Source organism: Marinovum sp. E3 (assembly GCF_055755275.1).
The window spans coordinates 908,598-927,641 of sequence record NZ_CM146908.1 but is presented as its reverse complement, the minus strand read 5'-3'; the positions used below and the strand labels follow the sequence as shown (position 1 = coordinate 927,641).

Here is a 19,044-nt window from a genome sequence, read left to right as displayed (position 1 = left end):
CCTATCAGCCCAGTCCCGGCCGTGCCAGAGACCCGATCTCAACCGCGCCACCGGCAATCCGAAGCACCACGCGCCCGTCGATTTCCGCCAGCACATCGCCATGCGCCGCCAGCAGTTCCGCGCGCTCTGCCGCCGGTGCGCCCTGCAAGCCGCCGGCGAAATGGTGGCCGTTGCGCTCGACGTCGCGGACACCGCAGGCCGCCATCATCGCCGCGTCCTGAAGCCAGCAGATCCCCGGCTGGCAGGTCAGATCCTCGCCCGAGAGATGCGCGCCCGCCACTTCGGCCCGCACCTTGTTGAGAAGCGCACGCAACACGCCCTTGCAGCTCTTGATCGAGGTGCCGGACCAACCCACCGCCAGCGCGCGGGCAAAGGCCCCTTCGCTGTCGTCGCTTTCGTCGATGATCAGCGGCAGCGGCGCCGAGACCGGGGTGTCCAGCGCGATTTCCCGGGCGAAGGGCTGTTCGACAAAACGGATCGCCGGATAAAGCCGGGCGAGCGCCTTGTCCCCCGCCAGCCCGCGCAGCAGACGGTCGAAATCCTCGGGCGCATATTGCTCGTTGGCGTCCAGCGTCACCGCATAATCGCCCCCCCGGTCGATCAGCGCCGCGATGCCGCGCAACCGCCTGTGATCGGCCTCGGGATCGCCCTTGAGCTTGACCTTGAAAGCGGCGATCCCGGTCCGGTCGATCACCTCTTCGAGCGAGACCGGCCAACCATCGTCGGGCGCTTCGGGCCCCACGTCCGCCCGCCACAGCGGCGCGTCGAAGCCCACCGTATGGCGCAGCACCAGCCGTTCGGGCGGACCGATCCGCGCCAGAGATCTCGTGACATCCTCGGGCGCCTGATCCGCGGGACAGCCCGCCGCGAGGCCAAAGACATCGGCCTGCGCCGCCTGCCAGAACGGCAGTTCCAGCCCCCGGCAAAGGGCATCGATCATCGCCATTTCCACCAGCGCGGGGCCAAAGCCCCGCGCCAGCCTGGGCACCTCGGGCAAGTCTTGCGAAAGCCGCGCGCGCAGCGCCCGGGTAACCTCCAACGCCGTTCCCGCCTGGCCCGGGGCCGCCTGCACGGCCGTGGCCACCACCCGGCGCAGCTCGTCGATGGTGTCGGCATTGCTCAGCGTGGGAGCTTTGTTGAACCAGCGCGGCACCATCAGCTGCGCCGCGCGCCCCGCGGCGCGCCAGCCATCGACCATGATTTCGACCCGGCAATGCGCTTCGGCGGTCTCGCGCACCTCGGTACTGCCGAATTGAAACGGCAGCCGCATCACCACCGGGCGCTCCGCGATAGAGGCAGAGAGGAGTTCGATGCGGGTCATGCGGCGGCCCTTTCATAGGCTTTGAGGGTGGCGATCCCGGTGGCGGCGGTGACGCTGGCGTCGATCAGGCAGCGGAACGGCTCGACGCCGACGGGCTTGTCCCAGCCCACCGCGCGCAGGGCCTTGATGATCTCGAAATGCGGGTCGTCGCCCATGCCCGGCGCGCCGCGGTTGGTGTCATTGGCGTGGATGTGGCCAATCATCCCGCCCGGCACCCAGTGCCGGATCAGCTCGGCCACCGGCGGCTCGGTCTGGCCGGCAGCGCTCATGTCAATCATGGTGCGAAACCCCGGGCTGGCGATCGCCTCGGCCAGCGCAACACCGTCTGCCACGGTGTTGACCGTGTTGTCCTCAGCCCGCGACAGCGGCTCGATGCAATAGGTCACGCCGCGCGCTGCGGCCTGCGCGGCGACCGGCGCAAAAAATGCGGCCAGATGGGCGGTCAGCGCCGCATCCCCCATGCCCCCCGGCCGGAGCCGTTGTTTCGGAGAGCCGTGGATCAGCACCGCGCCGCCCAGATCAGCGCAGAGATCGACCAGCCGCAACAGGACGTCGCGCGCCCTGCGCTGCCGCGCCGGATCGGTGATCGACAGCTCGGGGTAGCCGCTCAGGAGCCAATGCAGCCCGGTGACGCGCAGCCCGGCATCCTCGACGGTCTGCCGGATGCCGACCACCTCGGAGGCGCTCAGCCGGTGCGGTGCTGCCCCCAGGGTCGCCGGCGCCAGCTCCAGCCCGACATAGCCCAGATCCGCCGCGATCCGGGCCTGTTCGGCCAGCGACTTGCCCTCTTCGGCCAGCAGCTCGTTGCAGAGCGTATAGTCAAGCATCGAGCCGCGCTCCGATCCAGCGCACCGGCGCCAGCGCCAGCCGCCGCACCACCGGCACGTTCATCGCGATCGACAGCAGGATCAGCGCCACGAACCCGGCCGAGACCGGCCGTGTGAAGAACGGCGCCAACTCGCCATCGCTCAGCGTCAGCCCGCGGCGCAGGCTCTTGTCGAGCAGATCGCCGAGGATGATCCCCAGCACCAGCGGCGCCATCGGGTATTTCATCTGCCGCAGGACAAAGCCCACGAGGCCGAAGAACACCATGATCCAGATGTCGAAGATCCGCTGGCTCAGCGCGAAGGTGCCGATCACGCAAAGCACGAAGACCACCGGCATCAGATAGGCATAAGGCACCTTGAGCACCTGCACGAAGGCCTTGGTCAGCGTCAGCCCGTAGAAGGCCATGAAGAGCGTGGCGGTCACCACCATGGCGCTGATCAGCCCGATGAAATCCGGCTGTTCGATCATGATCAGGGGCCCCGGCCGGATGCCGTGGATAAAGAGCGCGGCGATCAGCACCGCCGAAGACGCCGAACCGGGCACCGCCAGGGTGATCGCCGGGATCAGCGAACCGGGCACCACGGCGGAATTGCCGGTCTCTGCCGCGATCAGCCCCTCATGGCTGCCGTGGCCGAACTTTTCCTTTTCCTTCGAGGTCTTGCGCGCGGCCGCATAGCTGGCCCAGGCGCCGATATCCTCGCCCACGCCGGGGATGATGCCGACCAGCGTGCCGATCAGCCCCGAGCGTGCGATGGTCAGCTTGTAGCGCCAGAGATCGACCAGATCGGGGATCGTCCGGTCGCTCTTGTCCTTCTTCACCGCCAGCTCGCCGGCACGGTTCCACATCGCCGTCAGCACCTCGGCAAAGCCGAAGGCGCCGACCATGGCGGGGATCAGCGCGATCCCGGCGTTGAGATCCTGAAGCCCCATGTTGAAGCGCACATGGGCGTGAATGCCCTCCGACCCGATCATTGCCACCGCCAGCCCAAGAAGCCCGGCGATATAGCCTTTCAAGGGCGAGGTGTCGGCGGTGAGCTGACCCGAGATCAGAATGCCGAAGACCGCCAGCCAGAAGAACTCGAAGCTGCCGAAATTGAGCGCGGCCTCGGCCAGCGGCGGCGCCACCAGCACCAGCATCACGACACCCGCCAACGTGCCCAGCGCCGAGCCCGCCGTGGCCAGCCCCATGGCGTAGCCGGCCCGCCCCGCTTTGGCCAGCGGATAGCCGTCAAGCGAGGTGGCCGCGCTGGCCGGGGTGCCGGGGATGTTGAGCAGGATGGCGCTGCGCGAGCCGCCGTAGATCGCCCCGACATACATGCAGACCAGCACCAGGATCGCGGTGGTCGATTCCAGCGAATAAGTCAGCGTGGTCATCAGCGCCACGCCCATGGTCGCCGTCAGCCCTGGCAACGAGCCCACGACAATGCCCAGCAGCGTCGCCCAGGCGGCGTGAAACAGCATCTCGGGTGTGGCCAGCGTGCCAAGCCCGGTGATCAGATCGCCCAGCCCGCTCATGGCAGCCGCACCAGAAAGAGTTTCTCGAACAGCAACGACGATCCCAGCGCCACCCCGGCGCCCAGCGCCAGCGCCGCGAGTACCGCAATCACCTGGGCCCGACGCGCGCCGGCCGGGGGAAAGGAAAACAGCAGTGCGAAACAAGTGGCAAAGACGAAGGTGGCCCAGAAATACGGCAGCCAGCCCACCAGCCCGAGCGCGTAGAGCGTGCAGATTGCCGCCGTCAGCCCCAATCGCGCCCAGGAACCGTCGGCGAGGACAAGCGCCCGACGCTGGTCGTCGGTCTTGAAGGACGACAGGAACAGCAGCGCCGCGCAGAGCGCCAGCAGCAGGCCGAGGATGATCGGCACCAGCCCGGGGATCGAGGCCGGGTGGATCTGTCGGATCTCCAGCCGGTCCATCGTGTAGCCGCCGACCAGCAGCGCCAGCCCGAGCAGAAAGAGAAGACCTGCCGTGAGGCGGTCGGCCATAGCCATAGTCATGAAATCACCTGTCGTTGTGCCGGGCACTTGGCAGTCCGGGCGGAGCATCTGGCCCCACCCGGAGTGTGCCCTTATTCAGCCGGGCAATCGATGCCGATTTCCGACGGGCTGACGACCGCTTCGCCGCGGGTCACCCGGGCGCAGGCCTCGGCGATCACCACCGGCATCGCCTTTTCAAGCGCGGCCTCGCCGTAGCTCGGCGCAAAGACGGCGCCCCGGTCGGTGGCATAGGTCTTGAGCGCCTCGCTGTTCATCACATGGTCCTGCCAGACCTGATCGACGGTATCATAGACCTCTTGCGGGGCACCCATCGGGATGAAAACGCCGAAGTAATCGGCCGCGACGTGGAAATCCGGGATGAAATCGGTGATCGGCGGCACCGGGTCGATGCCTTCGACGTTCAGCGCGGTATCCGACAACACGGTCAGCGCCCGCAGCCGGCCGGCGCGGATCATCTCGGTCTGTTCCACCGCCAGCTGGGTGGTCACCTCGACCTCGCCGCTCGCCGCGGCGATCACCGCCGGGTTGCCGCCGTCATAGGTGATCATACGCGCGCCCGACAGATCGCCCTCGGCGCTTTCCTTGATCGCCGCCAGCGCCATGCCGCCCGAGGAGTTCACCCCCGCGGTGCCAACCGTGACCGAACCGGTCTTCATCGCCTCGAGCAGCGCCGGGAAATCCTGATACGGCGCATCGGCGTTGACGCTGACAACCGGCACGTTGGCGACGTGCAGATAGATGTGATAATCCTCGATCGACGTATCCTCGATCAGCCCGGTCACCGCATAGGTCGCATTGTTGGCGATGGCATTGGCGGTCCAGGTATAGCCGTCGCGCGGCGCATCCAGCGCGGCCTTGGTGCCGGTCGATCCCGACGCGCCCGGCTGGTTGACCACCACGACCTCGGTGCCGAGGGCCTCTTCCAGAATTGGCGCAACCACGCGGGTCACCTGATCGGTCGAACCGCCGGCCGACCACGGCACGATGATGTTGATCGGACGGTCGGGCTTCCAGCTGTAATCTTGGGCGGCAAGCGGTGCGGCAAAGGCGCCTGCGGCCGCGACGAGCGCAATGGTTTTAAGGGCTGGCATGATATCTCCTCCGTTATCTACCATGTAGTAGGTTAGGAGTCAGATCGGGACCTGTCAAACCTTTTGGCGGCCTGGTGAAGAGAAACCATCGCCAAGATGCAGCGGTTGTGCCCCCGCGCAGGGGTCAGGGCGGTCCTGGCCCGGACCAGAGCAGCGCCTCCCCGCCCCCCCTTTTCTTGAGGCGCACCCATGGCCTCCGCCGCGAGCCGGAATTCCGAAACCCTTTTGCCGATGCCATCTCAAGAATCTCGCCGCCGCCGCCCAAAAAGGCTCGGACTCCGCCACCCCTGTTACTTTGCGGAACGCCGCGACAGCGGACCCAGCGTCACGGTTTTATTTGTCACACTCCTTGACTAAAGAGCCCAAAAAGTTAGCATATACGGTACTTGACGCATCATCTTGTAGGATACTGGGATACCTCCATAGGATTTTGCACACGCTACACGGGTACATTGCACGGTATTAGGCAGTCTTTCGAAGATCACCGCATCGACAGAGCAACGCACATGACCTCCCGCCTGCACTCCGACCTGAACTGGAACCTGCTGCGCATGTTCTACGTCATCGCCAAGGAACAGAGCATCACCAAAGCGGCCAAGAGCCTGGGGCTCAGCCAACCCTCGGTGAGCAGCGCGCTCCAGAAACTCGAAACCCAACTCGATTGCCAACTGGTCATCCGCGACAGCCGTCATTTCAACCTGACGGCGCGGGGCGACCGGATCTATCAGGAATGCCGCGACATCTTTCAGAGCGCCGAGCGCATATCGTCGCTGGTGAACGACATCGACGAGCAAGAGCGCGGCCAGGTCCGTTATCAGATCATCTCGGACCTGGTGTCACCGCTGCTCGACGAGCTGATGCGGCTCTATCACCAGCGCTACCCGTCGGTGGCCTTTCAGAGCGAGGTGAGAAACAGCCAGGCCATTGTGCGCGCGATCCAGCAGGACAAGGCGACCATCGGCTTCTGCCTGCTGGTCGACCCGCTGGTCAACCTGCCCTCGATCCGGCTGTTCCGCCGCGAGTTTGGCCTGTTCTGCGGCCAGACCCATCCGCTTTTCGGCGCAAGCTCGGTTCCGCTCGAGGAGCTTCAGCGCGAGCCGCTGATTTCCTTCGCCTGCGCCACCGACGGCCCGGATCTCGAGCCGGTGTCGATCTTGCGTGAGGGGCTGCACCTGAGCAACCGAATCAACGGGCTGAGCACCAATCTCGAAGAGGTGCGGCGGATGCTCGTCGCCGGGCTCGGGATTGGCATCCTGCCGCTGCTGTCGGCGGAAGAGGACATCCGGCGCGGCCTGCTGTGGCGGCTTGATATCGCAAACGAGCCGATTGGCGCCGATGTCTACCTGGTGCATGCGCCGAACGAAAAACTGTCGCCGCCCGAGAAGAAGTTCGTCGACATGGCGGAGGAGCTTCAGAGCCGCGACCCAGAGTTCGCCTGACCCGGCCGGCGCCGTTTCAGCGCGCCATTCGCACATGCGGCCGCTCGGAATCCCCGGGCGGCCGCATGGTCATTCCTTCGACGCGCACGCCCGCGTCAGAACCACTTGCCGTCCGAAATGTTGTCGGGAATGGCGATCGGCTCCACCGCCGGCAGCGGGATCGACTCGAACTGCGCCTTGATGCCCGAATTCCAGAGCTTGGCCCGCCGGGTCAGATTGCGCCGGTCGGTCTGCATCCGACCGCGCGCCAGAACACAGCCCAGATCGGCGCCGTGATAGCAGTAATCACCCGCCGAATAGACCCGCAGATAAAAGGCCTCGTTCTCATTGCCCAGCGACTGGACGTTGAGCGCCGGGCGGACGAATTCCGCACTGCCGTCGTCGGTCAGCTTCCAGATGCCCGACTGCGGCGCCTTGGTGATCAGCTCGACCTTGTCCTCGGTCTGCTTGAGCACCAGCTGGGTCCAGTTGTCGTAGTCGTTCCAGCGCGATTGCACCGCTTCGACATCGACCTCGTAATCGACGTCGAGATATTCCAGCAGGTGGAACAGGAACAGCGGGCAGCCGCCATAGGTCGAGGTGATCAGGTTGGTCGGCGGGGTGACACCGGAAACTCGCGGGTTCAGCTCGCCCAGGTAAACCTCGTTGGTGTCGGTATCGAGCAGGAAGTCGAGGCAGAAGACGCCCTTGTAGCCCTCCTTGTAGAGCCGGTCGCCGAACTTGCGCGCCATCTCGCGCACCTTGTCCGGCACGCCTTCGGGCAGGAGCGCCGGCGAGGCGTCATTGCCGCACCAGCCACCCTTGTAAGGCGTGACCTCGGCAAAACCGGTGATGTCGGTCATCACCGGGCCGACGAAGGTGCCAAGCCGCGTGGCGCAGCCCTCGATCGCTCCGGGCAGGTGGTTGAGTCGCTTCATCACCTTGAGCTTCTGGTCGATGATCTTGGCGGAATACTTGTCCCAGTCCTTGCGCGACTTGATGAAGAAGGTGGTCCGGCCGCTGTCGCCATAGGGCGTCTGCACCACTAGGTCCGAGCCCAGCTTGCCCTTCTTGGCCAGGTCCATCAGCGCCTCGTAGCTGTCGGCCTCGCCCATGATGTTCGGCGCGCTATCGACCCCGGCCTCGTTGCCAAGCTGGGTGGTGACGATCTTGCTATCGAGCCGCTCGCGCAGCGCGGCAGGCGCCAGGGCGACCTCAATCCCCGCATCGGCGCAAAGCTGTTCGGTGGTCTCGTTGAACATCACGAAGATCGCCTTGCCGCCGGGGTTGGCCTTGGCCTTGGCGACGAACTGCGGATGGCTGACCAGGTAATTGCCCACGTCCTCCATCGACTGGAACTCGTCATGCATGATCTTGGTGGGCACGAAGGCGCGGGGATGGCTGCCATCGAAAATGTCGAAATAATTGATGAACTCGAGCCCGCCGACCCATTGATCGAGGCCCAGGAGAGAGTAAGGCGTCGGGGTGACGATATAGATCGGCTTCGTGTTCTTGCGAAGGTAATTGAAGATCTCGCTGAGACCGGTGAGTTTCTTCCTGCGGGTGCGTTTTTTGGCGGGTGGCATGTGATTCCCTTTTTTGATTACCCAAGCGTCCTCCAGCTCTAGCAGGATTCGCAAGCCTTGTGTTTTTATCCACAGCCTCGCCGTCTCTTGCAGCCGCCCGAAAAATCGCCACGGCGCGGGAGTCAGCCAATGTCTCAGCCGATTGGCCCGTCTGCGCCGCGCCGCGCGCCGGGGCAGTTCGGTGCGGCTGAGACGGCTCATTTCATTGCCGGGCCGCCCAGCGGGCCATCCCATTCCATCTCGACCGGGTCGATATCGTTGCGCACGTAGAAAAACCGAAAGCCCATGCCGCGCAGCCATTTCTCCAGCCGGTCGAGACTGGCCCATTCGCGGCGCAGGCCCCGGGCGCTTTCCACCAGCGCCCATTGATCATCCACCAGGAAATAGACGGTCCAGGTGTTGGGATGCTTCGACTGATCGGCAAAACCGCCGCCCAGCACCTCGCGGGCAGAGCGAACGGCAACGGGATAGTCGCCGATCCGCTTTTGCGACGCCAGATCGGCAAGATCGTTCTGCCGGATCGTGAAGGTCGGCGCCGGTGTTTCCTGCATGTCTGTCGCGATCTTGTCTGCTGAGGCTTCCACCCCGTGATACGGTGCGGATCACCGGATTGGCAACGCGAAGCCTTTGTCAGCCGACAACATCCGCAACTTCGACCGGCGCCGGGGCGGTCTCGGCCGTGTCGCGCAGCGCCTTTGCCCGCGCGGCGATCTCGTCGGGGCCGAGCGCCTCGATCCGGGTCGCCAGCGTCCAGACATGGCCGAAGGGATCGCAGATCGTGGCACAGCGCTCGCCCCAATAGGCCAGCGACGGCGCGGCCAGCGCCTGCGCCCCGGCATCGATGGCCGTGGCAAAGGCGGCGTCGACATCGGCGACATACATATGCTGCGCAACCGAGGCCGCGCCCGGTGTCGGCTGATGGCCATGCCCCGGCCAGCCGGCGGTGACAAACAGCATCGATGTGCCGATCTTGACGACGGCAAAGCAGGGGGCGTCCTCTGTGTCGCGAGCCTGAACGGTCGCGTCAAAGGCAGTCTCGTAGAAAGCCAGCGCGGCGGGCACGTCCGACACCGCCAGAGCGGCAGTCGAGGTGCGATAGCCGCGCGGCGTCACAGCGGGTTTCTTCGGCATTCGGGATGTCTCCACGTCAGGCGGACTCTTGTCCGTTTTTCGAACAGTCACGTTGGGGCATTTTCGCCACCATGGACCATGGTGTAGCATATTGCCCTTGAAACTGCAACACCATGACACATAGTGTAGGGAATACCGACAGGAAATCCGCCGCATGCCCCCTTTCGCCCCCCTCCATCCATCGCAGGCCAGACCGGGCTATGCCCTGCACCGCCGTTTCGCCGCCCTGTCCGAGGAGCGGCCGGCCGAGACCTGGGAAAGCCTGCTGCACGCCCATTGGCCGGGCTGGCGCGACTGGTATCTGGCGCGCGGCGGCACCACCGCCGAGACCACCCGCGAGGCCGAGCGCGCCCTGCGCCGCCACATGCCCGAAATGACCAAGCTGATCGACCGGCTGTCGGCCACCCTGCCCGATGATCCGGTGCTGCGCGAATTCCTGACCTTCTGGTGCCCGCCGCGCTATCTGGTGAGCTGCACCCAGGCCGCTTCGCAGGATGCCCGCGGGCCGTTCCTGATGCGCAACTACGATCTCGACCCTGCGCTGAGCGAGGCCACGCTGCTGCGCTCGAACTGGCGCGGCAAGGTGGTGATGGGCATGGTCGAGGGGCTGGCCGGCCTCTCGGACGGGATGAACCAGGACGGGCTGGCCGTCTCGCTCAGCTTCGGCGGCCGGGTCGGCACCGGCCGCGGCTTCGGCATTCCGTTGCTGATCCGCTACGTGCTCGAGACCTGCACCGATGTGCAGGACGGGCTCGAGGCGCTGCGCGCGGTGCCCTGCCACATGTCCTACAATGTCACCCTGACCGATCGCCGGGGCCAGGCGGCCACCGTGTTTCTCAGCCCCGACCGCCCTCCGATGGTGCAGTTCACGCCCTGGGCCACCAATCACCAGCTGGGCGTGGAATGGCCTCGCCACGGCCGGATCTCGGCGACGCTCGAACGGGCGCAGAGCCTCGGCCTCATGTTCGCCCGAAATCCGCCCGACGAGGCGACGCTGCAAGCCAGCTTTCTCACGCCGCCGTTCTTTTCGGCCAAGTACCGCGCGGGCTATGGCACGGTGTTTTCCATCGTCTACCGGCCCGTGCAGGGCACCGCGCGGCTGTTCTGGGGCTGCGGCACCGGCCAAGACTGGCAGATACCGGCCTTTGCGCCCGCCACGCTCGACGTGGAATTTTCCGATCTCGGCAGCCGGCTGCTTGCCGCGCCGACCTTCCTGACAGACCTGCAAAGGACGGCGTGATGAGTAAATTCGCAATCGCAGGCATCCAGATGCATGTGACCACCCAGAACAACATCGCCGAGATGCGCAAGCGGCTGGCGCTGCTCATGCATCTCTACCCCTGGGTCGAGATGGTGTGTTTTTCCGAGCTGGCCGCGCATGGCCCGGCCCTGCCCAGCGCCCAGGCCGCCGGCGGCGACTTTGACCAGGCCTTTGCCGACATGGCGCGCCAGCACCGGATCTGGCTCCAGCCCGGCAGCTATTTCGAACGGCGCAATGGCCGCATCTACAATGCCGCCCCGGTGTTCAATCCGGCGGGCGAAGAGGTCGCGCGCTATGACAAGATGTTCCCTTTCACCCCCTACGAAGAGGGGGTCACCGCCGGCACCGCGCCCTGCGTCTTCGAGGTGCCCGGTGTCGGCCGCATCGGCCTGTCGATCTGCTATGACATCTGGTTCCCGGAACTGACCCGCACCCTGGCCTCGATGGGCGCCGAAGTGCTGATCAACCCGGTCAACGCCGCCTTTGTCGACCGCCACGCCGATCTGGCCTGCGCCCGCGCCTCGGCCGCGATGTTCCAGATGTATGTCTTTCACATCAACGGGCTGCTGGCCGGCGGCAACGGCTATTCCCAGGTCATCGACCCGGCCGGGCGGCTGCTGCATGACGGCAACGTGCAGGAAGAGATGATTCCGCTGGAAGTGGATTTCGCCGAAGCCCGCCGCCAGCGCGAGCGCGGCATCCTCAACATGGGCCAGCCCCTCAAGAGCTTTCGCGACAGCCCGGCGCGCTTTCCGATCTACGAGGACGGCTACCGTTCGGACTATCTCGACAGCCTCGGTCCGCTGCAAAAAGCCCAGCGCCTCCGCTGAGCCCCGGCAAAACCGCCCCGCTCCCCCTTCCTCTTGCCCCAAATACCCTCGGGGGGTCTGGGGGGCTGGCCCCCCAGCCGGTCGATGTGCGCAGGCACAGCGAAATTCAGGCGCCCCTCACCCCGGCCCACACCGATAAATCGCAATCTCCCGCTCGAGGAAAAGCGGCTTGTTGGGTTCAAACGCCGCCACCACGGCGCAACGCGCATGCAGGTCGCTGAAAAACCCCCGCATCAGCGCCGAGTTGACCTGCGACCGCATGAACTCCGGATCTTTCACCACGAAGTTGTCGAACCCCTGATCGCGCCAGTGGTCAAGCTGCCATTCCGCGCGCTGCGGCGGCCAGGCGTGGACCTGCGCCTGGAAGTCCGGATCGTCCTCGTCCACACCTTCCAGGCCGTAGAGCACCGTCGGCATGGCGATGTAGAACACCGCCCCCCGCGCATCTTCGGTGATCCGCCGTTCCTCGGCCATCTCCGGCAGCGGCGTGTCGTATTTTTCGGCCAGCCGTTGCCAACGGGCGATCTCCATCTGCTGCGCCGCCTGGCGCTGCGGCAGATGGGTCACCGCCATGGTCATGATCTTCTCGTCCGCCAGGTGCTCGGCGATATAGGCGTCGGTCTCCTGCCACATCGGCGGCGCCAGCGCCTCGCTCACCGCGATCACCGCGCCCAGCAGCGACAGCCCCGCGCCCAGCGCCAGCGCGCCCGCCGCCGCCTGCCCGGCACGGCCCGGCGCGCCGATCAGCCCGGCCAGCGCAAGGCCGCCAAGCAGGGTGAAGCCGGCGAAGCTGGCAATCCAGAGGTGCTCGGGCTGGCGCGGCCCGGCCAGCAGGGCCAGCGTGAGCGTGCCGATCGCCAGCGCGGCCCAGATCAGCAGCAACGCCGGTTTCTGCCGCAACGCACAGGCCGGCAGCATCAGCACCGGGGGCGTCAGCAGCGCCATGGCCGCAAAGACCGGCGTCATCCCCCAGACCAGGCCCAGCGACCGCAGCCCCAGCGTGGTCAGCCCCGGCCAGATGCCGTCCCCGGTGCGCAGCGACATCACCGTCTGGATTTTCTGAAAGGCGAGGAAATTGCCGAAATCCAGCAGGATGCCGATGTTCAGCACCGGCCAGAGCAGTACAACCGTCAGCAGCGCCCGGCCCATGCTCCGCGCCATCGCACCCACGCCCTCGGCCCGGATCAGGAGCGCCGCCAGGCCGAGCGCCAGCGGCAGCAGCACGAAGACCCCCGATTGCTTGAAGCTCACCACCAGCACCGCCAGCACCCCGAGCCAGATGTCCCAGCGCCCCGGCCGCGCCGCCTGAAGCCGTGCGATCAGCGCCCAGAAGACCGCGACGGTGGCCGTGGCCAGCGCCACGTCGCCCTTGGCGATATGCGACATGAAGACCCCGAGCGGAAAGAAGACCCCGAGCAGTCCCACGGTCAGAGCCGGCCAGAGCCCGAGCCCGACCCGCCGCCCGATGGCAAAGAACAAGGGCGCGATCAGCGCGCCGATCACCGCCGTCAGATAGCGGGCGGTGAGGTAGAAGACCGTCGGATCGGAAAAATACTGCGCCCGGAATTCGCCCGGCGACCCCCACCAGCCGAGCGGCAGCCCCAGCGCGAACAGCCCGCCGAAGGCCAGCCCGTTGAGATAGGTGATCAGCGGCGGATAGAAATGCTGCCCCGGCACGATCTGCCCGGCCAGCACCTTGGCGGCATCATTGATCCGCTCATCGCCGTGGAAATAGCCGTAATCCGCGCCCAGGGCACGCAAGGCGAACGCCAGAAGAAACAGGCCCAGACCCACCGAGAGGCGTGTCACAAAATCACTTTTGCCAGACATATCTTAACTTTTTACAGTCAAACCCGCGGCGCGCCAGAAAATCCGCACATTTGCGCACCATTGTCTTGCGCAGGCGGAGGAAAATGGCGACGGAGCGGGATTGTTGCGGAATTTGGACGGATATTTGGCCGAGGATGTGACGCATCATCAGGCGGCGACCCTGCCGCTCTATGTCGATCTTGACGGCACGCTGGTGCACACCGACGTGGCGCAGGAACTGCTGGTTGCCGCCCTGGCCCGGCCCGGCAACTGGCGGCCGATCCTCGCCGCCTGGCACCGGCATGGCGTCAGCGGCATCAAGCATGCGGTCTGGAACCGCGACGGCTTTCACCCGGCGCTCCTGCCCTATGACGACACGGTGCTCGACTACCTGCGCAGCGCCCGCGCCCAGGGCCGCCGCATCGTCTTGGCCACCGCCGCCGACCGCCAGGCGGCCGAGGCCATCGCGGTGCACCTCGGCCTGTTCGACGCGGTGCTGGCCTCGGAGCCGGGCCACAACCTGAAGGGCGCGGCCAAGCTTGCGGCGATCCGCGGCGACAGCGCCGGTCCGTTCGAATATCTGGGCGACGGCGCCGCCGACATCCCCATCTGGCGCGCGGCGCAGAAGGCCGGCTTCGTCCGCCCCGACGCCGCCGCCCGGGCCGAGATGCAGGCAGCGGGCCCGCGCCTGTCGCTGACCACCGATCCGGCGCCACCGGTCTGGCGTGGCCTGTGGGCGGCGATGCGGCCGCATCAATGGGCCAAGAACGTACTGGTCTTTCTGCCGCTGTTCTTTGCCCATCTCTACACCGAACCCGGCGCGCTGCTGCTGGCCGGGCTGGCCTTTGCCGCCATGTCGCTGATGGCCTCGGGGGTCTATCTGATCAACGATCTGCTCGACATTCCGGCCGACCGGCGCCACGTCCGCAAGCGGCTCCGGCCCTTTGCCGCCGGGCTGCTGCGCCCGGCCCAGGGGGTCGGCGCGGCGCTGGCGCTGCTGGTCGCCGCGCTTGCGCTGGGGTTCGGCGCAGTGGGCCTGCCCTTCGGCCTGGTGCTTCTTCTCTATCTCGGCCTGACCACCGCCTACTCTTTCGCGCTCAAGCGGTTCTCGACGATCGACGTGATCGTGCTGTCACTGCTTTATACCGTGCGCATCCTCGCCGGGGCGGCGGCAGGCGGGATCATTCTGAGCCCCTGGCTGTTGTCCTTTTCGCTCTTTTTCTTTGTCAGCCTGGCCTACATGAAACGGTTCATCGAGCTTGATGCCGTGACCGAGGACGCCAAGCTGCCGCATCGCAATTACTGGGGCGCGGAGCTGGCCAGCATCCAGATCTTCGGCATCGCCAATGCGGCGGTCAGCCTGCTGACCCTGGCGCAATACATCAACAGCCCGACCGCGAGAGAGACCTATGGCGGCCGCGACATTCTCTGGCTGGCGGTGCCGCTGATGATGTTCTGGATCTACCGCAGCTGGATGTGGGCGATCCGGGGCAAGGTGGGCGACGATCCGGTGGTCTTTGCCCTGACCGACCGGATCAGCCAGATCACGCTGACTGCGGTGCTCGCGGTCTTCTTTGCCGCGCGCTACCTCGAATTTTCCGGGGTCATCCGATGAGCCCGGCGGGATTTGCCCTGATCTTCGCCAGCGTCGCGCTTTCGGCGCTGGGCCAGACCTGTTTCAAGACCGGCGTTGGCCGGGTGAGCTTTGCCGAGACCGCCGGACTGGTGCAGAAAAGCCTGTCGCTGCTGCTCTCGCCCTGGGTGCTGGGCGGGCTGGCGTTCTACGGAGTGGGCACGGTTCTGTGGCTCTTTGCGCTCCGGCGGATCGACCTGTCGCTGGCCTATCCTTTCGTGGCGATGAGCTTTGTCATGGTGGCCGCGTCGGGGGTGCTGGTCCTGGGGGAGACCCTGAGCCTGACCCGCGTGCTGGGAATGGCGCTGATCATCTCGGGGCTGCTGGTGATGGCGGTGGGGCGGTAGGCGGGCACTGAAGCCCACGCCATGCGAGCGCCGAGCCGCGGGATGGCGATGCAACAGTCTTGCTCACGGCGCCTTATGGCAGCCAAATCCGTAGAACCTCCGATCAACAGGGGTGCGCGGGCCAAATCGCCGCCCCCGAGGGGCCGGCGATCGCGCGGCGGCCTGCGGTCTTGTTGCGCGCGGGGAAGACAGGACCGGCATTCTGATTAATAATTGTGCATACGCCAGGCCGCCGCCCCTCGCACACCGCGCCACCCATTTACAAAGCTCCACCAGCCCCCCCATTTGCGCTCATGTCCCGCCCACTCTCGATCATCATCGTCGAACCCGACCGCGACCGCGCGCTGCTCATCGTCGACAGCCTGCGCGCCGCCGGCGATTTCGACATCCAGGTGATTGCCGAGCCCACCAGCCTCGCCCGGCAGATCCAGGCGCGCCAGCCCGACGTGGTGCTGATCGACATCGAGAACCCCTCGCGCGACATGCTCGAGGAACTAGCGCTGGCCTCGGGGCCGCAGGACCGCGCGGTGGCGATGTTCGTCGACCGGTCGGCCGAGGGCCTCTCGACCGCGGCGATCGAGGCCGGCGTCTCGGCCTATGTGGTCGACGGCATGCAGCCCGGCCGCGTCAAACCGGTGCTCGACGCCGCCATCACCCGGTTCCGCATGTTCCAGCGCATGCGCACCGAGCTGGCCGAGACCAAACGCGCGCTCGAGGAACGCAAGGTGATCGACCGCGCCAAGGGCATGCTGATGAAGGCTCGCGGCGTCAGCGAGGACGAGGCCTATGCCATCCTGCGCAAGGCCGCGATGGATCAGGGCAAGCGCGTGGCCGATGTGGCGCAGGCGCTGGTGACCGCAGCGGGGCTTCTGGGATGAGCGCAACCACGCTTTCGGTCGGGTTCATCCCGCTGGTCGATGCGGCGCCGCTGGTCCTGGCGCAGGAAATGGGCTTTGCCGCCGAAGAGGGCATCACCCTCGATCTGCGCCGTGCGCCCTCCTGGTCGTCGCTGCGCGACATGCTGAGCTTTGGCAAGGTCGAGGCGGCGCATATGCTCTCGCCCGTTCCCATCGCCACGGCGCTGGGCCTGGGCGGTGCCGGCGCGCCGCTGTCTGCGGTCTCGGTGCTCTCAGTCAATGGCAATGTCATCGGGATCAGCCGGGCATTGGCCGACCGGCTGCGCGACGCCGGCCATGACTTTGCCTTCAACGATGCCCGCGCCGCCGGACTGGCGCTGATCGCCGCGTCGGGGGCCGGCCTGCGTATCGGCGTGCCCTTCCCGTTCTCGATGCATGCCGAGCTGGTCTATTACTGGCTCTCGGCGCTGGGCTTGCCGGCGCCGCAATCGGTTTCTGTGCGCACCGTACCGCCGCCGCTGATGGGCGATGCGATCCGCGCCGGCGAGATCGACGCCTTCTGCGTCGGCGAACCCTGGGGCTCTCAGGCGGTCGAGGACGGCATGGGCGAACTGCTGCTGCCCGGTTCGGCGATCTGGGCCTTTGCGCCGGAGAAGGTGCTGGCCATGCGAGCCGACTGGGCCGAGGCCGAGGCCATGCTGCGCGGTCGGCTGATCCGCGCGGTCTGGCGCGCCGGCCGCTGGCTGGGCGATCCGGCCTCGACCAGCCTCGCCGCCGAGATCCTGGCACGGCCCGGCTATCTCGACCTGCCCGCCGACATCCTCGACCGGGCGCTGTCCGGGCGTCTCGTGCTCTCGGGGCGCGGCGAGGAACGCAGCGTGCCCGACTTCCTTACCTTCCATCGCTCCGCCGCGACCTTTCCCTGGCGCAGCCAGGCGGAATGGATCGGGCTGCAACTGGCGGCGCGCACCGGGCTCGACCGGACCGCCGCCAAATCCGCCGCCGCGCGGGTGTTTCGCACCGATCTGCACCGCGCCGCGCTCTCGGGGCTGTCGGCCAGCCTGCCCACCGCCTCGTCGCGGATCGAGGGCGGCGTGACCGAACCCACCGCCGTGCCGGCCGACGTCGGCCAGCTGATTCTCGGACGCGACCGGTTCTTCGATGGCCGCATTTTTGACCCCGACCTGGCCTGACGCCCAATTATTGTGCAGTTGCAGCGATGATCTCGCTGCAATGCAGAAAATCACCGCCCTCCCGCCGCCTTTCCTTTGCGCCACCGCAGGCTGATTTGGCATAAAGCTTGCATCGACGGGCAATGGCGTCCGTTGCAGGAATTCTCCCGAACGTCCGGGACCCGATGAGCAAAGCCGCTCGACCCTTCGCCCCCGGCGAAGTGCGTCAGCGGCTTTTTTCTTTGCCCGATCCCTCTCTTCCCGGGCCTCAGTAAAGGACAGAACCTCATGAAGACCCTCATTTTCGGCCTTGCCGCCTCTACCGCATTGGTCACTCCCGGTTTCGCGCAGATGCTGGATCTTGAAAAAGACGAACTGACCTTCGGCTTCATCAAGCTCACCGACATGGCGCCGCTCGCCGTGGCCTATGAACAGGGCTATTTCCTCGACGAGGGCCTGTTCGTGACGCTGGAAGCCCAGGCCAACTGGAAGGTTCTGCTCGACGGCGTGATCGGCGGCCAGCTCGATGGCGCGCATATGCTGGCCGGCCAGCCGCTGGCGGCGACCATCGGTTTCGGCACCGAGGCGCATATCATCACCCCCTTCTCGATGGACCTGAACGGCAACGGCATCACCGTGTCGAATGAGATCTGGGAGCAAATGAAGCCCAACATCCCCGCCGATGCCGAGGGCAAGCCGATCCACCCGATCAGCGCAGAAGCGCTGGCCCCGGTGGTCGAGAGCTACAAGAACGAGGGCAAGCCCTTCAACATGGGCATGGTTTTCCCGGTCTCGACCCACAATTACGAAATCCGCTACTGGCTGGCGGCCGGCGGGCTGCATCCGGGCTATTACAGCCAGGAAAACATCTCGGGCCAGATCGACGCCGATGTGCTGCTCTCGGTCACCCCGCCGCCGCAGATGCCCGCCACGCTCGAAGCCGGCACAATCTATGGCTACAGCGTGGGCGAGCCGTGGAACCAGCAGGCGGTGTTCAAGGGCATCGGCGTGCCGGTGATCACCGATTACGAGCTGTGGAAGAACAATCCCGAGAAGGTCTTCGGCATCACCGCTGAGTTTGCCGAGGACTACCCCAACACCACGCTGGCTGTCACCAAGGCGCTGATCCGCGCCGCGCAATGGCTGGATGAAAACGACAACGCCAACCGTATGGAAGCGGTCGAAATGCTGAGCCGGCCGGAATATGTCGGCGCCGATGCCGAGGTGATCGCCGCCTCGATGACCGGCACCTTCGAATACGAAAAGGGCGACAAGCGCGACGTCCCCGACTTCAACGTCTTCTTCCGCTACAACGCCACCTATCCCTTCTATTCGGATGCGGTCTGGTATCTGACCCAGATGCGCCGGTGGGGCCAGATTGCCGAGCCGAAATCGGACAGCTGGTACGACGAGGTTGCCAGGTCGGTCTACAAGCCGGACATCTATCTCGAGGCCGCGCGGCTGCTGGTCGATGAAGGTCTTGCCGATGCGGCCGATTTCCCCTGGGACAGCGACGGCTACAAGGCGCCGACCCCGGCCGAGGATATCATCGACGGCATCGCCTATGACGGCAAGGCCCCCAACGCCTACCTCGACAGCTTGCCGATCGGGCTGAAAGGCGAGCAGACCGTTGTCGGCACCGAAGTGAAGGGCTGAGCTCAATCCAGGCAGAGGCCCCGGGTCAGGCCCGGGGCGCGATGATCCCGCGACACGCGCCCCGGACTTGATCCGGGGCCTCCCCCCAATCTCCCGAGGACCCCGCC

At 66.2% G+C, this 19,044-nt stretch carries 17 protein-coding genes; 8 read left to right on the top strand and 9 right to left on the bottom strand.

Annotation, left to right across the window (positions count from 1 at the left end):
* Positions 1–4: 4 nt before the first annotated feature.
* The 5 genes from AC0J5K_RS04580 to AC0J5K_RS04560 all read right to left on the bottom strand — a co-directional run bounded on the left by AC0J5K_RS04580 (position 5) and on the right by AC0J5K_RS04560 (position 5,237).
* Positions 5–1,321, bottom strand: a complete 1,317-nt coding sequence (locus AC0J5K_RS04580) for an enolase-like domain-containing protein (protein ID WP_274564709.1) — start codon at positions 1,319–1,321, stop codon at positions 5–7.
* The gene (locus tag AC0J5K_RS04575; protein WP_274564707.1) at positions 1,318–2,148 is read right to left on the bottom strand and encodes a sugar phosphate isomerase/epimerase family protein; all 831 of its coding nucleotides are present in this window, start codon (positions 2,146–2,148) and stop codon (positions 1,318–1,320) included. Before AC0J5K_RS04575 ends, AC0J5K_RS04580 begins: the two co-directional genes overlap by 4 nt.
* Entirely contained in the window at positions 2,141–3,664 is a 1,524-nt protein-coding gene (locus tag AC0J5K_RS04570) for a tripartite tricarboxylate transporter permease (protein ID WP_274564705.1), read from the bottom strand. Before AC0J5K_RS04570 ends, AC0J5K_RS04575 begins: the two co-directional genes overlap by 8 nt.
* Positions 3,661–4,134, bottom strand: coding sequence for a tripartite tricarboxylate transporter TctB family protein (locus AC0J5K_RS04565; RefSeq protein WP_074834655.1), 474 nt, complete (start codon positions 4,132–4,134; stop codon positions 3,661–3,663). Before AC0J5K_RS04565 ends, AC0J5K_RS04570 begins: the two co-directional genes overlap by 4 nt.
* A gap of 83 nt (positions 4,135–4,217) precedes the next feature.
* A complete protein-coding gene (locus tag AC0J5K_RS04560) occupies positions 4,218–5,237 on the bottom strand; it encodes a tripartite tricarboxylate transporter substrate binding protein (RefSeq protein WP_048530354.1) in 1,020 nt (339 codons plus the stop codon).
* A 506-nt stretch (positions 5,238–5,743) separates the two neighbouring features.
* Here AC0J5K_RS04560 and AC0J5K_RS04555 point away from each other — a divergent pair.
* A complete protein-coding gene (locus tag AC0J5K_RS04555; protein WP_074834652.1) occupies positions 5,744–6,676 on the top strand; it encodes a LysR family transcriptional regulator in 933 nt (310 codons plus the stop codon).
* A 95-nt stretch (positions 6,677–6,771) separates the two neighbouring features.
* Here AC0J5K_RS04555 and AC0J5K_RS04550 read toward each other — a convergent pair whose 3' ends face one another.
* The 3 genes from AC0J5K_RS04550 to AC0J5K_RS04540 all read right to left on the bottom strand — a co-directional run bounded on the left by AC0J5K_RS04550 (position 6,772) and on the right by AC0J5K_RS04540 (position 9,372).
* Positions 6,772–8,241 (bottom strand): biotin carboxylase, encoded by a 1,470-nt coding sequence (locus tag AC0J5K_RS04550; RefSeq protein WP_274564701.1) that lies wholly within the window; start codon positions 8,239–8,241, stop codon positions 6,772–6,774.
* Between the two features lie 197 nt (positions 8,242–8,438).
* The gene (locus AC0J5K_RS04545) at positions 8,439–8,792 is read right to left on the bottom strand and encodes a hypothetical protein (RefSeq protein WP_048530352.1); all 354 of its coding nucleotides are present in this window, start codon (positions 8,790–8,792) and stop codon (positions 8,439–8,441) included.
* 79 nt (positions 8,793–8,871) lie between these two features.
* Positions 8,872–9,372, bottom strand: a complete 501-nt coding sequence (locus AC0J5K_RS04540) for a VOC family protein (protein WP_274564699.1) — start codon at positions 9,370–9,372, stop codon at positions 8,872–8,874.
* A 154-nt stretch (positions 9,373–9,526) separates the two neighbouring features.
* Here AC0J5K_RS04540 and AC0J5K_RS04535 point away from each other — a divergent pair, with 154 nt between their 5' ends.
* A complete protein-coding gene (locus AC0J5K_RS04535; protein ID WP_274564697.1) occupies positions 9,527–10,612 on the top strand; it encodes a C45 family autoproteolytic acyltransferase/hydolase in 1,086 nt (361 codons plus the stop codon).
* A complete protein-coding gene (locus tag AC0J5K_RS04530) occupies positions 10,612–11,463 on the top strand; it encodes a carbon-nitrogen hydrolase family protein (protein ID WP_274564695.1) in 852 nt (283 codons plus the stop codon). The genes AC0J5K_RS04535 and AC0J5K_RS04530 overlap by 1 nt, the downstream gene beginning before the upstream one ends.
* Positions 11,464–11,580: 117 nt before the next feature.
* Here the strand turns inward: AC0J5K_RS04530 and AC0J5K_RS04525 are convergent, their stop codons facing one another.
* Positions 11,581–13,272 carry a glycosyltransferase family protein gene (locus tag AC0J5K_RS04525; protein ID WP_274564693.1) on the bottom strand — a complete coding sequence of 564 codons (1,692 nt, stop codon included), beginning with the start codon at positions 13,270–13,272 and terminating at the stop codon, positions 11,581–11,583.
* Positions 13,273–13,396: 124 nt separating this feature from the next.
* Here AC0J5K_RS04525 and AC0J5K_RS04520 point away from each other — a divergent pair, with 124 nt between their 5' ends.
* From AC0J5K_RS04520 to AC0J5K_RS04500, 5 genes are all read left to right on the top strand, one after another.
* The gene (locus tag AC0J5K_RS04520) at positions 13,397–14,887 is read left to right on the top strand and encodes a UbiA family prenyltransferase (protein ID WP_420398625.1); all 1,491 of its coding nucleotides are present in this window, start codon (positions 13,397–13,399) and stop codon (positions 14,885–14,887) included.
* On the top strand, positions 14,884–15,252 hold the full coding sequence (locus tag AC0J5K_RS04515) for a DMT family transporter (RefSeq protein WP_048530342.1): 369 nt from the start codon (positions 14,884–14,886) through the stop codon (positions 15,250–15,252). Before AC0J5K_RS04520 ends, AC0J5K_RS04515 begins: the two co-directional genes overlap by 4 nt.
* Positions 15,253–15,545: 293 nt before the next feature.
* Positions 15,546–16,130 (top strand): ANTAR domain-containing response regulator, encoded by a 585-nt coding sequence (locus AC0J5K_RS04510; RefSeq protein WP_048530340.1) that lies wholly within the window; start codon positions 15,546–15,548, stop codon positions 16,128–16,130.
* Complete coding sequence (locus AC0J5K_RS04505) at positions 16,127–17,302, top strand: CmpA/NrtA family ABC transporter substrate-binding protein (RefSeq protein ID WP_074834645.1); 1,176 nt, start codon at positions 16,127–16,129, stop codon at positions 17,300–17,302. The genes AC0J5K_RS04510 and AC0J5K_RS04505 overlap by 4 nt, the downstream gene beginning before the upstream one ends.
* 267 nt (positions 17,303–17,569) lie before the next feature.
* Positions 17,570–18,937, top strand: coding sequence for a CmpA/NrtA family ABC transporter substrate-binding protein (locus AC0J5K_RS04500; protein WP_274564687.1), 1,368 nt, complete (start codon positions 17,570–17,572; stop codon positions 18,935–18,937).
* The last annotated feature ends 107 nt before the right edge of the window (positions 18,938–19,044 follow it).

Coding starts and splice junctions, on each gene's coding strand:
- AC0J5K_RS04505 (WP_074834645.1), top strand. CDS start 16,127: ATGAGCGCAACCACGCTTTCGGTCGGGTTCATCCCGCTGGTCGATGCG.
- AC0J5K_RS04565 (WP_074834655.1), bottom strand. CDS start 4,134: ATGGCCGACCGCCTCACGGCAGGTCTTCTCTTTCTGCTCGGGCTGGCG.
- AC0J5K_RS04555 (WP_074834652.1), top strand. CDS start 5,744: ATGACCTCCCGCCTGCACTCCGACCTGAACTGGAACCTGCTGCGCATG.
- AC0J5K_RS04500 (WP_274564687.1), top strand. CDS start 17,570: ATGAAGACCCTCATTTTCGGCCTTGCCGCCTCTACCGCATTGGTCACT.
- AC0J5K_RS04515 (WP_048530342.1), top strand. CDS start 14,884: ATGAGCCCGGCGGGATTTGCCCTGATCTTCGCCAGCGTCGCGCTTTCG.
- AC0J5K_RS04510 (WP_048530340.1), top strand. CDS start 15,546: ATGTCCCGCCCACTCTCGATCATCATCGTCGAACCCGACCGCGACCGC.
- AC0J5K_RS04560 (WP_048530354.1), bottom strand. CDS start 5,237: ATGCCAGCCCTTAAAACCATTGCGCTCGTCGCGGCCGCAGGCGCCTTT.
- AC0J5K_RS04550 (WP_274564701.1), bottom strand. CDS start 8,241: ATGCCACCCGCCAAAAAACGCACCCGCAGGAAGAAACTCACCGGTCTC.
- AC0J5K_RS04530 (WP_274564695.1), top strand. CDS start 10,612: ATGAGTAAATTCGCAATCGCAGGCATCCAGATGCATGTGACCACCCAG.
- AC0J5K_RS04535 (WP_274564697.1), top strand. CDS start 9,527: ATGCCCCCTTTCGCCCCCCTCCATCCATCGCAGGCCAGACCGGGCTAT.
- AC0J5K_RS04580 (WP_274564709.1), bottom strand. CDS start 1,321: ATGACCCGCATCGAACTCCTCTCTGCCTCTATCGCGGAGCGCCCGGTG.
- AC0J5K_RS04570 (WP_274564705.1), bottom strand. CDS start 3,664: ATGAGCGGGCTGGGCGATCTGATCACCGGGCTTGGCACGCTGGCCACA.
- AC0J5K_RS04540 (WP_274564699.1), bottom strand. CDS start 9,372: ATGCCGAAGAAACCCGCTGTGACGCCGCGCGGCTATCGCACCTCGACT.
- AC0J5K_RS04575 (WP_274564707.1), bottom strand. CDS start 2,148: ATGCTTGACTATACGCTCTGCAACGAGCTGCTGGCCGAAGAGGGCAAG.
- AC0J5K_RS04545 (WP_048530352.1), bottom strand. CDS start 8,792: ATGCAGGAAACACCGGCGCCGACCTTCACGATCCGGCAGAACGATCTT.